The 12835-nt window shown below is 68.4% G+C and carries 13 protein-coding genes; 6 read left to right on the forward strand and 7 right to left on the reverse strand.

What is annotated here, in order from left to right:
• Nucleotides 1–47: 47 nt before the first annotated feature.
• Both ACIA58_RS21010 and ACIA58_RS21015 read right to left on the reverse strand, forming a co-directional pair.
• Nucleotides 48–686 (reverse strand): MSMEG_1061 family FMN-dependent PPOX-type flavoprotein, encoded by a 639-nt coding sequence (locus ACIA58_RS21010; protein WP_396405402.1) that lies wholly within the window; start codon nucleotides 684–686, stop codon nucleotides 48–50.
• Nucleotides 686–1942, reverse strand: a complete 1257-nt coding sequence (locus ACIA58_RS21015; RefSeq protein ID WP_396405403.1) for an MFS transporter — start codon at nucleotides 1940–1942, stop codon at nucleotides 686–688. Before ACIA58_RS21015 ends, ACIA58_RS21010 begins: the two co-directional genes overlap by 1 nt.
• A 119-nt stretch (nucleotides 1943–2061) precedes the next feature.
• Here ACIA58_RS21015 and ACIA58_RS21020 point away from each other — a divergent pair, with 119 nt between their 5' ends.
• A complete protein-coding gene (locus ACIA58_RS21020; RefSeq protein WP_396405404.1) occupies nucleotides 2062–2541 on the forward strand; it encodes a hypothetical protein in 480 nt (159 codons plus the stop codon).
• Between the two features lie 62 nt (nucleotides 2542–2603).
• Here the strand turns inward: ACIA58_RS21020 and ACIA58_RS21025 are convergent, their stop codons facing one another.
• Together ACIA58_RS21025 and ACIA58_RS21030 are read right to left on the reverse strand one after the other, a co-directional pair.
• A complete protein-coding gene (locus tag ACIA58_RS21025) occupies nucleotides 2604–3257 on the reverse strand; it encodes an alpha-ketoglutarate-dependent dioxygenase AlkB (protein ID WP_396405405.1) in 654 nt (217 codons plus the stop codon).
• 169 nt (nucleotides 3258–3426) lie between these two features.
• Nucleotides 3427–4332: an aminoglycoside phosphotransferase family protein gene (locus ACIA58_RS21030; RefSeq protein WP_396405406.1), complete on the reverse strand. Its 906-nt coding sequence runs from the start codon at nucleotides 4330–4332 to the stop codon at nucleotides 3427–3429.
• 285 nt (nucleotides 4333–4617) lie between these two features.
• Between ACIA58_RS21030 and ACIA58_RS21035 the strand changes: the two genes are divergently transcribed.
• The gene (locus tag ACIA58_RS21035; RefSeq protein WP_396405407.1) at nucleotides 4618–5595 is read left to right on the forward strand and encodes a phosphotransferase family protein; all 978 of its coding nucleotides are present in this window, start codon (nucleotides 4618–4620) and stop codon (nucleotides 5593–5595) included.
• Nucleotides 5596–5627: 32 nt separating this feature from the next.
• Here ACIA58_RS21035 and ACIA58_RS21040 read toward each other — a convergent pair whose 3' ends face one another.
• Nucleotides 5628–6035 carry an NUDIX domain-containing protein gene (locus ACIA58_RS21040; RefSeq protein WP_396405408.1) on the reverse strand — a complete coding sequence of 136 codons (408 nt, stop codon included), beginning with the start codon at nucleotides 6033–6035 and terminating at the stop codon, nucleotides 5628–5630.
• Nucleotides 6036–6098: 63 nt separating this feature from the next.
• Nucleotides 6099–6500 (reverse strand): YciI family protein, encoded by a 402-nt coding sequence (locus ACIA58_RS21045; protein ID WP_396405409.1) that lies wholly within the window; start codon nucleotides 6498–6500, stop codon nucleotides 6099–6101.
• 160 nt (nucleotides 6501–6660) lie between these two features.
• On the opposite strand from ACIA58_RS21045, the gene ACIA58_RS21050 reads away from it, so the two are divergent.
• Nucleotides 6661–7050 (forward strand): VOC family protein, encoded by a 390-nt coding sequence (locus ACIA58_RS21050; protein WP_396405410.1) that lies wholly within the window; start codon nucleotides 6661–6663, stop codon nucleotides 7048–7050.
• Between the two features lie 65 nt (nucleotides 7051–7115).
• Nucleotides 7116–8525 carry an amidohydrolase gene (locus ACIA58_RS21055; RefSeq protein WP_396405411.1) on the forward strand — a complete coding sequence of 470 codons (1410 nt, stop codon included), beginning with the start codon at nucleotides 7116–7118 and terminating at the stop codon, nucleotides 8523–8525.
• A 53-nt stretch (nucleotides 8526–8578) separates the two neighbouring features.
• Here ACIA58_RS21055 and ACIA58_RS21060 read toward each other — a convergent pair whose 3' ends face one another.
• Entirely contained in the window at nucleotides 8579–11458 is a 2880-nt protein-coding gene (locus tag ACIA58_RS21060) for a S8 family serine peptidase (protein WP_396405412.1), read from the reverse strand.
• 163 nt (nucleotides 11459–11621) lie between these two features.
• Here ACIA58_RS21060 and ACIA58_RS21065 point away from each other — a divergent pair, with 163 nt between their 5' ends.
• The gene (locus ACIA58_RS21065) at nucleotides 11622–11969 is read left to right on the forward strand and encodes a YciI family protein (RefSeq protein ID WP_396406498.1); all 348 of its coding nucleotides are present in this window, start codon (nucleotides 11622–11624) and stop codon (nucleotides 11967–11969) included.
• Nucleotides 11969–12766 (forward strand): dienelactone hydrolase family protein, encoded by a 798-nt coding sequence (locus ACIA58_RS21070; RefSeq protein ID WP_396405413.1) that lies wholly within the window; start codon nucleotides 11969–11971, stop codon nucleotides 12764–12766. Before ACIA58_RS21065 ends, ACIA58_RS21070 begins: the two co-directional genes overlap by 1 nt.
• Nucleotides 12767–12835 lie beyond the last annotated feature (69 nt).

A 12835-nucleotide genomic window follows, 5' to 3' on the forward strand; every position in this document is an offset into this window, starting at 1 on the left:
TGTCATCGTCGCCACGGAGTACTTCGGCCTGCTCCTGCTGAGGTAGTTCAGTACTTGACCTTGTAGATCGATTCCTCGTACTGCGGGCCGTAGTGCTTGTCCAGCGTCTCGAGGTCGTCGTCCGGACGCTCCAGCGTCTGGGAGATCACCGCGCGGCGCGGCAGGGCGTCCGGGTTCCACGTCTCGGGCTTCCAGAGCTTCGAGCGCATGAACGACTTGGAGCAGTGGTGGAAGATCTGCTCGATCTCGATCAGCAGTGCCAGCTGCGGACGGTTGCCCTTGACGATCATGTCGTCGAAGAACGGCGCTTCCCGGACGATCCGGGCGCGGCCGTTGACGCGCAGGGTGTCGGTGCGGCCGGGGACGAAGTAGATCAGCCCGACGTGCGGGTTGCTGAGGATGTTGGTGAAGCCGTCGACGCGGCGGTTGCCGGCCCGATCCGGGATCGCGATCGTCGAACGGTCCAGGATCATGGTGAAGCCTGCCGGGTCGCCCTTGGGGGAGACGTCGCAGTTGCCGTCGGCGTCGGAGGTGGCGATCAGGCAGAACGGGGAGGCGGCAAGCCACTGCAGGTCCAGGTCGTGCAGCTCCTTGCGCTCCTTGGCTGCGGCGGCTGCCAACGGCGCCGGGACGATCTCTCGCAGCTCGTCGTACGTCGTCAACTCGACCAGTCCGGGAATCTCCATCAGGCGGCGTTCTCCTCTACCAGCGACGGCGTGGCGTCCTCCTTGACGGCCCTCGTCCGCGCAGCCCATCGTACGGCGGGACCAGTTGCGCAACTGGTCCCCAGGAACAGTGCGCCGACGACGATCCAGCCGATCGGGCCCCAGCCGAGGATGACCGTGGTGAGCAGCGCGGGGCCGAGCATCCTGGCGATCGCGGGGCCGGTCCCGAAGAAGCCCTGGTACTGGCCCTGCTTGTCGGCGGGTGCGAGTCCGAAGCTGATCTCCCACGCGCCGGAGGCGAGCTTCATCTCGCCGACGGTGAGCAGCGCGGCGGCGATCACCAGGATCCCCGCGGTGACTGCCGGGCTCAGGTGGGCGGCGGTCGTCGCGAACACGCCGCAGGCGGCCAGCATGGCAACTCCGGCGTACCGGACGGAGCGGGCGGCGGTGCGGAGATCCTTGACCCGCTTGGCGATGTGTACCTGGAAGAACGTGACGCCGAGCGTGTTCACGATCATCAGTGAAGCGACGACCCAGCTCGGTGCGCTGGTCCGGGTGACGATCCACAGCGGGCCGACGAGACTGATCAGCGGCATGAAGAGCAGCATGATCGCGTTGAGCAGCGCGAGGACGGCGTACGGGCGGTCGTGCAGGACGGCCAGGCGCGGCTCGCCCTTGACGCGGATCGTCGTCGCGATCGACGGGACCCGGCGGATGAGACCGGCGGCGATGAGGAAGCTGAGCGCATCGATCGCGAACACAGTCAGGTACGCCGTTTCCGTGTCGAAGCGGAGCGCGATACCGCCGAGGAGCGCGCCTACCGCGAGACCGGCGTTCACCGTGGACTGCAGGAAGGCGCGGATGCGGGTGCGCTCGGCCGGCTGGACCAGGCCCGCGAGCAGCGCTTGGCGAGCTGCGGTGAGTCCGGTCTGGCTGCAGGCATAGACCACGGCGGCGATCAGGAAGCCCGCGAAGCTGCGGACGAACAGGAACGCTCCCACGCCGCTAGCGGTCATCAGCGCCAGGAGTACCGCGGTGCCGCGTGCTCCGCGCCGGTCCGCGAGGTTGCCCAACGGGACGCCGGCCAGGAAGCCCACCAGCCATGCGATCGTCAGGCCGAGGCCGACCTCCGCGGTCGACAACCCGACCACCCGGGTGAAGAACAACGCCGAGGTGACGACGAACGCGCCGTCGCCGACCGCGTTGGCCAACTGCGCCATCGCCAGGTCCCGCGGCGCTCCGGCCGGGGGAAGCATCTGTCCGATTCTGCTGCTCATGACTTGAGCCTAGGTAGTCACCGGCCCAACAGGCAGGTCCACTCCGCGCCTGGAAGGTTGGGCCACTTTTCTCTGTGGACAACTCGGATCCGGGGCCGGAAACGCGGCACTTTCTAGACATGAGCTTCCTCGACCTGACACCCGCCTGGACCGACCAATCACTCACCGACCCACGAGTCGCCGCCGACGTCGTGGACCTGATGCTGACCCTCGGCGACCGCCAACGGGGCACCCTGGCAGTCATCCTCTGCGATCCGGACGACCGCTACCGCGCCACCATCACCGTCGACCTGCCGTCGGAGTTCGATCGACTGGATCCTGCCATCGACACCAGCCAACTGTGCTCGACCGCACTCCGTCCGATTGTCGCGGCCGTTCAGACAGCTCCCGGCACAGGCGTCATCCTCGCGCTCGGGCGACCCGGGCCAGCTCGCTCGCCCGTCGTGGACCTCGACTGGGCCAACGCCGGCACCGCGATCTGTCATGCCGCCCGCTTACGCCTGCTCGGCTTCTACCTAGCCACCGGCGACGGCGTCTACCAGCCACCCGTCAACCACCCACTCACCGACCAGCCCCGCGCCAACTTGACCGCAGCCTGATCCCGCCGCTCCGCGCAGCCGCGTGCCGCTCTGGGCTGCTCTGCGCTGCTCTGGGCGTCTTGCTAGCGGACGCCGCGCGGGCGGAACTGGATGCTGATGCGCGGGCCGACGCGGCCAGAAGCCTTGGGGATCGCGTGTTCCCAGGTGCGTTGACACGATCCACCCATCACGATGAGGTCCCCATGTCCCAGCGGATACCGAACCGTCGAACCCACCGGCCCACTCAGCCCACCCGATCCACCCGGCCGCGGCCGCAACGCCAATACCCGCGGCTCACCGACCGACAGGATCGCGACCATCGTGTCCTCGCGATCCCCGCGACCGATCCGATCACCGTGCCACGCGACGCTGTCCCGCCCGTCCCGGTAGAAGCACAACCCCGCCGTGCGGAACGGCTCGCCCAGCTCCTCGGCGTACCGCGCGCTCAACGCGTCCCGCGCCTCCTCGAGGATCGGCAGCGGCAGGTCGACGTTCTCCCCGTAGAAGCAGAGCAGTCGCGGTACGTCGACCACACGGTCGTACATCTGCCGCCGCTCCGCCTGCCACGGGACGTCCCGCGCCAGCCGCTCGTACACCTGGTCGGCGCCGGTCAACCACCCCGGCAACACGTCGATCCAGGCCCCGCGCCCCAACTCGGTCCGCGCCAGCCCGTCCAACGACCCCAACTCCGGATCCTCGAAAGCATCCAGCAACGAGCCCTGAAGATCAGCACCCATACCCCCCACCATACCCGAAACTCGAACAGGTGTTCCCATGAGTCTTCATCCCGGCGCCTCCGCAGGTGTGTTGTCTCAGAACATCGGTGACGTTCAGCCCGGTCTTGGGCGCTGTCCGGGAGGTCGGCCGTTACCGAGGCAAGTCACACCGGACGCCGGCGCAGAGACCTCATCGAGGAGCTGCGAGCACCTCGCCGACGACGTGCCGCGCGTGGTTCGCCGTCGCCGGGTTGGTGTCCTTCTGGTACGACCACACGATCAGGGCCTGGGACAGCACGCGCCCGCGTCCGCGCAGCCAGGTCGCGTCGTCCACGTCCAGCGCCGCGCGGAACTCGTCGCGGACGCTCGGAGGCAGTAGGTGCCACACGGGGAACAGGTCGCACGCCGGATCGCCGACACCGCATGTCTCGAAGTCGAGCACCGCGGTCAGGCGGCCTTCCGACGACACGAGCAGGTTGCCCGGCGTCAGGTCCGAGTGCACCCAAACCTCGCGCCCGTCGTACGAAGCCGCGAGCGACTCCTCCCACGACGCCAGCGCTGCGCGCGTGTCGATCAGGCCGTCCAGCTCGCCGATCGCCTTCCGTGTCGAGGAGTCCATCTCGACCATTGGAGCGCGCGTGCGGCGCTCGCCCGGATACGCCGGCGGCCGGTCCGGCAGGTCGATCCGGCGGAACGCGTCGACGAACGCCGCGAGGTCCGTCGCCAGCCCGCGTGGGTCGGCGAGCGCGTCGGGGCAGGGGTGCCCACCGGTGAGCCAGCGGTGGACGGACCACTCGCCCGGGAACGCGTCGGTGGGTGAGCCGATCGCCTCCACAGCGGGGATGGCCACCGGCAGGAACGGCGCGAGTGCCGCGAGTTTCGCCAGCTCCCGACGGACTGCGTCGATGCTCGAGGGGCGGAGTGGCAGCCGTACGGACAGGTCGGAGCCGAGGCGGTAGATCGCGTTCACCAATCCGCTGGAGTCGACCGGCTCCAGCGGCAACGCGGCCCACTGCGGGAACTGACCGGCCACCAGCTCGCGGACGAGCGGTGTGTCGATATGGGCCTGATCGGCGTGGACCTTGCGGGGACTCACGAGCCCCATCGGACCGGTCGGCCCGTCCACTGTCAATCAGGTTTCGGATCGAGTGGGTCAACAGCAGGCAGGCCGGAAGCGTTCGTTCTTGCCTTGTGTGGTTGGTTTGTAGGGCTTGCCGGTGATCGGCTCCACGCCCAGGGCCATCACGTGAACGACGAGCTGGCCCTGCAGTCGGCGCCGCGGCTTAGGCCGCGACGTCGAGCGCGCCCCGCGATCGCCGTGCTCAGTCGCAACTCGCCCACTGGAGGGACTCGAGGATCCCGCTGACCAGAAGGAGCTCAAATGACGAGCGTGCTGAATGAAAGCCCGTTCGCTGACGACGTGCGCGCCGTGGCTGCGCACTACGGTGTGGCGGAGAAGGACGTGGCGCCGGCTCCCGCGCAGGGCGAGGTGAACCTGACGGTCTTCCTCGGCAGTGAGCTGGTCCTGCGCATCCCTCGCACCACCAGAGCAGCGGAGTCGCTCTCGAAGGAGGCTGAGGTCATCCCGCTGGTCCAGGACGCGGGTGTGCCGACTCCGGAACTCGTCAGTTACGACTCGACCCTGCGGGTCGGGAGCGTGCCATACATGGTCCTGCAGCGAGTGCACGGCGCGACCCTGGCGGCGCAGGCGCCCGATCCGAGCGGCCGACGGCGCGTGCTCGGATCCCTCGGCGAAATCCTGGTGACACTTCACCAGGTCCGGCTCAGCAGGGTCGGGCCTGTCAGCGCGATCCCGGCGCCTTTCACGTTCGCACCACCCGCGTTGCTCCGCAGGCTCATGGAGGCGGGCGAGATCGGCAGTGCCCAGCACGACTGGCTGCTGGAGCGATTCGGGCTCTTGCAACCCGAAGGTCCGTCCCAGGCGGATCCGGCGCTACTCCACCGCGACGTGATCCCGTCCAACGTGATGGTCGACCGCGAAGGGCGGGTGACGGCGCTGCTGGACTGGGGCTGTGCCGAATGGGGTTCTCCGGCTCGTGATCTCGTCGGTCTGCCGATCCGGGCGCTGCCCGACCTGCTGTCCGGGTATCGAAGAGCACTCGGGGTCGCTCCCTCGGGGGACGACCGAGACGGTGGCCTCGCTCTCGAGCGCGACGCGCTCTGGTACCACCTCTACCTGGCATTGGCGCGACTCCTCAAGGAGCCGTCCACGTCGGAGGATCGAAACTGGGCAGCGCCGCGCAGTGCGACACTCCTCGACATCCTCGCGTTCACGACCAGTGCTGCAACGGAGCCCTGGCCCGCACTCCTCCGTCGAATCTCGCCGAGCCTGGTATGACGTGACCCTTTTGAGGTAGTCGGCGCCTCGACTCACCACGAGTAGATCAGCAGCGGCACCGGGGAGCCGCCGAGCCGACTTTTTACGGTAGGCACGTCGATCCAGTCGAGGCCGACCATGCGCGGGCAGTCGCAGCCGAGATCATCGACACCGAGCCTGGGCTCCCCGGCCGACACCTCGACCCGGAAGACGATGGTCGTCCCGGAGGGGTACGGCACGCGGGCAACCTCACGTGCCGCGATCACCTCGAGTCCTACCTCTTCAAGCACCTCACGCCGCACCGCGAGCGCAGCTTCCTCGCCGGGCTCAACGCCTCCACCGGGGAGGGTCCAGTACTCGGATCCGTCGTGGCGACCAGGCGCGGTTTGGACCCGTTCGCGGACCATCAGGACCCGCTGACCTCGCTGGATAACGGCTGCAGCCCGCACACGTTCGCTCATGGCGACACACTTGCAGCCTCCACCGACCATTCCGGTGCATCGCGGCGGGGGACATGTTGCTGGTCAGCTGTTCGGGCCGGGCTGGAAGACGCGGACGTCCTGGGCGCAGCGGCAGGCGGCGGCGATCTTGGCGGCCCATTGCAGGGCTTCGGCGCGGGTGGGGACGTCGACGACGGTGAAGCCGCCGATGAGTTCCTTGCTCTCCGGGTACGGGCCGTCGGTGACCATTCCCACGGTGCGCGTTTCCTCGGCGCGCGTTCCCTCGGTGAGCTCTCCCTCGGTGACCGTCCCGTCCGTGGCGACCACGGCCGGCTTCTCGTCCGGGTCCAGTCCGCCGGTGAAGACGTACACGCCGGCCGCCATGGCCTCCTTGATCACCGCGCGGGCAGCTCTGCTGATCTCAGGCATGACCTCCTCGGGAAAGTCCATCGCGTTCATGCCGAACGAGATCAGATACTCGGTCATCTCACCACTCCTTGTCCGGACGGCCTCCCGCCGGCCGCCTCTCACCCTCGCAACGAACGCCGTGCCCCGGATCCGACAGGCCGCGAGCAGGAATTGTCCCGGCCTCCAGTACACCTCCGACGTAGCTTGATGACCCCGTACCCGACCTGGAGGTCGTGAAATGACCAGTAAGTTCACCGAGCTCGCGATCGACTGTGCCGATCCGGGCGCTCTTGCGCGGTTCTGGTGCTCGGTTCTCGGCTACGAGGTGCAGGAAGAGGAGGACGGCGTGGTCACGATCGGTTCGCCGCAGGTGCCTGAAGGCAGGGATCGTCCCGGACCGGTGCCGCCGACGCTGACGTTCGCGCGCGTGCCGGAGGGCAAGACGATCAAGAACAGGCTCCACCTCGACCTCAATCCGACCGACGTCGACCAGGACGACGAGGTACGCCGCGTGCTCGACCTTGGCGCCAGGCACGCCGACGTGGGCCAGACCGGCGACGAAAGCTGGGTCACCCTGGCCGACCCCGAGGGCAACGAGTTCTGCATCCTCGCGAGCCGCCATCCCTGATCGCTCGGTGTGGACCCGAGCACCCACAAGACTGCTGTACGACGACCCCGATGGTTGGAGGCTGGATGAGTCGCACCCTGATCCGCAACGTTGCCGTCCTGGTCGTGCCCGAACACGGCGAATGCCGAGTCGACGAGGCCCAGGACGTCCACATCCAGGACAACCTCATCACCGCAATCACCCCAACCGCCTCCACCGGCGCGACCGGGGTGGCCGGGGTGGCTGAGCTGGCCGGGGTGGCCGAGCCAGCTGAGGTGGCCGGTGCGGCTGGAGTGCGGGGTGAGATGGACGTGGTGGATGGGACGGGGTTGGTGGCGGTGCCGGGGTTGGTGAACTCGCATACGCACAGTCCGATGGTGATGATGCGCGGGGCGGCGGAGGATCTGTCGATCGAGGACTGGTTCAACCGGCGGATCTGGCCGATGGAGGTGAATCTGACGCCGGAGCGGGTGCGAGTCGGGGCACGGTTGGCGTGTGCCGAGATGTTGCTGGCCGGCGTCACCACGTTCGTCGACCACTATTTCCACGCCGACCAGATCGCAGCCGCCGCGATCGAGTCGGGCATCCGCGCGGATCTCGCCCCGACCTACTTCTCCTCCGCGAGCCAGGACGGCATCGACGCAGCCATCGACACGACCCGAGGGCTGAGTCGCCTCCATCCGCGCATCACCGCGAGCCTCGGCCCGCACGCGACGTACACGGTCACCGACGAGGACCTGAAGCGTACGGCGGACCTCGCGCGGGCGGAGAGCCTCCGCATCCACCTGCATGCCGCGGAGACCGACGACCAGACACAAGCATCTCTCGACAACCACGGCGTCACGCCGATCCAGGTGCTCAACCGCACCGGCGTGCTGGACGCCGGTGCGCTGATCGCCCACGGGTGTGGCATCCACGAGTCCGACCTCCCGATCCTCCAGCGGTACGCCGACCGCACCACCGTCGCGTCCTGCCCGAAGGTCTACCTCAAACTCGCGATGGGCGAGGTCACTCCGATCAAGGGCCTCCAAGCAGCCGGCGTCCCAGTCGGCGTCGGCACGGACGGAGCCGCCGTACACAACACGCTCGACGTCTGGGAAGCGATCCGCATGGTCGCTCTCACCCAGAAGCAACGCGAGCACGACGCCGAGTGGATGACCCTGTCCGACACCCTCCGCCTGGCCACCCGGGGCAGCGCCGCAGCCGCAGGTCTCGCCGACCACATCGGCGTCCTCGAGCCTGGCCGCCAAGCCGACATCGCCCTCGTTGACCTCGCAGCACCGCACAACCAACCGGTTCACGACCCACGAGCAGCCCTCGTGTACTCCGTCCGGGCTTCCGACGTCGTCACCGTCCTCGTCGCCGGCCAGGTCGTGGTGCGCGACCGGAGCCTCACCACCATGGACCTCACCGAAGTCCTGGCCGACGCGAAGTCCCTGGCCCACACGCTCGTGGACCTCTCCAAGGGAGGCGCGATCCAGCACTACGCCCCCTGAACGCACGTACGCCCCGGCCGAAGCGACCAGGGCGTACGACGCGACGTGCGGCCTCAGCTGATGGTGACGATCTTGTTCGCCGAGAACGCCTGCGCATGATCGGCATCACCGGGGAACCAGATCCGGTACGCGATCTGGCCCCGGACCGCCGGCCTGATGCCGAACGCGTACTTGCCGGACGAGATCAGCTTCACCGAGGCGATCGACTTCCACACCTTGTTCCCGTACTGCTGCAGGTAGACCGACTGACCGGCGTGCGCCGGAGCGACGTACCCGCTGATCGCCGTGGTGTTCCCGAGCTTGATCGACGTCGGCGTCATCGTGGCCGAGATCGTCGGCGCCACCTGGACGGTGATGTCAGGCGTCCGCGTCCCCATCAGGTCGGCGTTGCCCGGGAAGGTCATCATGAACACCGACGACACGAGCGGCTTGTACGCGAAGCTGACGGTCCCGGTCGACGACGTCTTCAGCGCCGCGAGCAGCGTGAACTTCGAGGAGTTCTTCGGTCGCACGTACAGGTTGGTCGGCAATCCGGCGTACGCCTTGTTGTCGATCCGCAGCGTGCTCCCGCGCAGCGTGATCGTCCCGCCGTAATTGATCAGCGTCGACGTCGTCGAGATCCCGGTCTTCATGCCGAGCAACTGCGTCGTCGCCACCGGGCTGACCTTGCCGCCACGATCCTTGACCCAGGCCGCGTACGTGTACGTCACGCCTTGAGCGAGTCCGGTGTTCTTCACCGCGGAGCCCGTGCCCGCGTAGACCAACGTCCCGGTGTCGATGGTCGGCGGCTTGCTGATCGGGTTCCGCCGCACGATCACCTGGTCGAGGTCACCCGTCGGCGGGATCTTCCAGGCGAGGTTCGCGGCCAGATAAGCGCCGGTCGCATCGAACGACCCGACCGTGGCCGGCACCTGGTCCACCGTCGAGAACACGCTGGTGAACGGCGCGAGCGCCGCGCCGCTTTCCTGCACGCCGTCGACGACGATCCGGTACGGCGTGTTGTCGAGCAACGGCACCGTCGGCTTGAGCGTGGCCAGCCGGGTCCCGGCGTCGTAGGCAACCGTGGCGCCGACAGCCGTACCGGTTCTCCCGTTCAGCAGCCTTACCGTCGTCGGGGTGACGCTGCCGGCAACGACGTCCCGCGCGAACATCACGATCGGCGCCGTCGTGAGCGCAGCGTTCGCGGACAGGTCGTGCGGCTGCACGTCCACCACCGGGTAGGCGGTTCCGTTCGGCGTCGCGCCGGCGCCCTCCTCGGAGACGGTCAACGTGTACTTCCGGGTGTCCCGCGACCCATTATCGTTGCGCACGGCAATGAATGTCGTGTCGCCCGCGGTGACGTTCACGGTCGCGGTGAGGGCGGTGGGATTCGGACAGCCGGTGGCGGGGTCGATCGGCGTCGACGGATACGGGTTCACCGCATGCCCCAACGAGTGCAGCTGGGCGTCGTAGACATCGACGCGAGGCCCGAAGTTCACCGAGTAGGCACAGCTGAACAGCGGCCCGGTCACCGACACCTTGAGGTTGCGGTTCGTCGCCGAGGTCACCTGGTACCAGTCGACGTCGCCCTCCACACTGATCGTCGAGCTGGTCGTCGCGGACCCCGAGGGCGGGACCGCCAGCGGGAACGAGCGTGACGGCAGGTCGAGGTTGTCCTCGGGGTTGACCGGGAAGTCCGGAGCGAAGCGACCGCCGAGGGCGGCGTAGGCGTCCACGATGCCGTGGCCGTAGTACGGGTCGATGCCGCGCGGGCCCGCGTCCCGGGCGAGCACCTCGAGCCGCTGGGCGACCTGGGCGGGGGTCAGCGTCGGCCACTTGTTCTTCACCAGTGCCGCGATGCCGGTGACGATCGGCGCCGAGCAAGAGGTCCCGGTGCAGTACCAGTACGGCGCGTACTCCGGCGGGGTGAGCGCCCGTGAGCCGGTGCTGAGGATGTTCCAGCCCGGGGCCGCGACGTCGACCCAGTCGCCGTACGAACTGAAGTCGGTCAGCACACCGCCCGCGTTGGTCGCGGCCACCGCGATCGCTTCCGGGTACGCCGCCGGGTACTGCAGCTCGTCGGTGCCGCTGTTGCCGGCAGCAACCACGACGGTGACTCCCTTGGCGACGGCGCGCTTCACGGCGTCGTGCAGTACGGGGTTGTCGCCCGGACCGCCCAGCGACATGTTGATCACCTTGGCGCCGTGCGCGGCCGCCCAGTCGATGCCCTCGGCAATGTCGACGTCGTACCCGCCGCCGTTGGAGTCGAGGACCTTGACCGGCATGGCCTTCACGTTCCAGCCGACGCCGGCGACCCCGACGCCGTTGTTCGCGGCGGCGGCGATGATGCCCAGCGTCATCGTGCCGTGGCCGTTGTCGTCGACAGGCCCGCGGTTCGGCGACGTGGCGTTGTAGCCGGTGACCAGATGGCCGACGAGATCCGGGTGGCCGGCGTCGACGCCGGTGTCCAGCACGGCGACGATCTGGCTGCCGGTCGTCTTCGAGAGATCCCAGGCCTGCGGCACGCGGGCCGTGTTCAGATAGGTCTTCTGATCGGTGTTGTAGTACTCGTCGTTCGGTACGGCCGAGATGTAACGCTTGTAGTTGAGCGAGGCCAGCTCCACGTTCGGATCGGCCTTCATCTTCTTCAGCAGGTCGGGCGCGGACTGCGCACCCTTGACCTTCACGACGTCGGAGGCGACCGAGTCCTCGGCGCTGCCGCCGGCCTTCGCGACGGCAGCCCGGCGGGCGGAGGCCGTTGCCTTGGGCTTGAACTTCACCATCGCCGCGTTCGGCTCGAACTCCGCCTGCGCCGGCCGATGGGCGGTGAACGGCGGACTGTACGGCCGCAGCGGTGCGGCCGAACCGGACGAGCCGGTCAGAACGATCAGCGAACCGGCGACCAGGGCGGCGGGCAGACCGAGGCGCAGAAGATGAGCAGGGCGGAAACTCACAGGACCCCCCAAACGGGTCAAAGTGGTAGACACGCGGAGTATTCCAGAGCCAGGAACTCCAGTGCAGACCAGAATTGATGTCCAAAGCTGCAATCCCGCAACGACGTCCCGATCGAGCGCCGGCCCGCGGCGCCGCAGCAACGGAGGGTGCCCCGTGAAGTACATGCTGTTGATCCGGCCGGATGAGGACTATCCCGACGGCGTTCCCGAGGACATGATCCGCCGGACCGAAGCCTGGGTCGCCGACGTTCAGGCCCGCGGCGTCCACCTGACCGGCGGCGCCCTCCACCCGCCGGCGCAGGCCACCGGCGTACGCCGCCAAGGCGCCAGGATCGTCACCACCGACGGTCCCTTCGCCGAGTCCAAGGAACAGATGGGCGGCTTCGACCTGATCGAGTGCGAAACTCTCGCCGAGGCCATCGAGATCGCCGCTGCCCATCCCGTCGCCGGAGCCGGCCAGGTCGAGATCCGCCCGGTCGTCGACGACCTGAAGACACTAATCGGCGAGTGATGACCGTGGATCTGGGATCGTGGCGCAAGGCGCCGTTTGCCGGCGCAGGGCTGACCTACGACTGCTTCGAGAAGGGCAAGGGGCCGGGGGTCGTGCTGATTCCGGAGATCCCGGGCCTGAGTCCGGAGGTGGCCGAGTTCGGTGAGCATCTCGTCGGCGAAGGATTCACGGTGGTGATCCCGTCCCCGTTCGGCACGCCAGGGCGCCCGCCCACAATCGGCTACACGCTCGGGATCGTCGCGCGGTTGTGCGTCGCGAAGGAGTTCCGCAGCTTCGCCGTCAACGCCGAGCGGCCGATCACGAAGTATCTGCGGGCCGTCGCGAGGGACCTGGCCGCGCGGACGCCGGGTCGTGGGGTCGGCGTGATCGGGATGTGTTTCACCGGCGGGTTCGCACTCGCTGCAGCCGTCGAGGACGTCGTCAACGCACCGGTGCTCAGCCAGCCGTCGGTGCCGTTCCCGGTGAGCGCCAAGCGGCGCCGTGATCCCGGTCTGTCGCAGCAGGAGTTCGAGGTCGTCAAGGAGCGGACCCGGACCGACGGATTGTGCGTCCTGGGCCTGCGGTTCAGTGGGGACCGGGCGGCGGCCCCCGAGCGGTTCAGCACGCTCCGTGCACAGCTCGGCGACGCGTTCGAGGTGATCGAGCTCGACTCCTCGCCGGGCAACCCGGACGGCTACGGGAAGGGCGCGCACGCGGTGCTCACCGCGGAGATCCGCGACAACCCGCCGAACTCGGCGTTCCGCGCCCGCGCCCGCACGGTCGAGTTCCTCCGGCAGCACCTCACAGCGACCACCTGACGACGGTCAGTGCGGAAATGTCAAAACCACGTTGAGTAACCCACCCGATGTGATTCGGTGGCCATCGGA

The organism is Kribbella sp. NPDC051586 (assembly GCF_044453965.1).
Lineage (GTDB): Bacteria > Actinomycetota > Actinomycetes > Propionibacteriales > Kribbellaceae > Kribbella.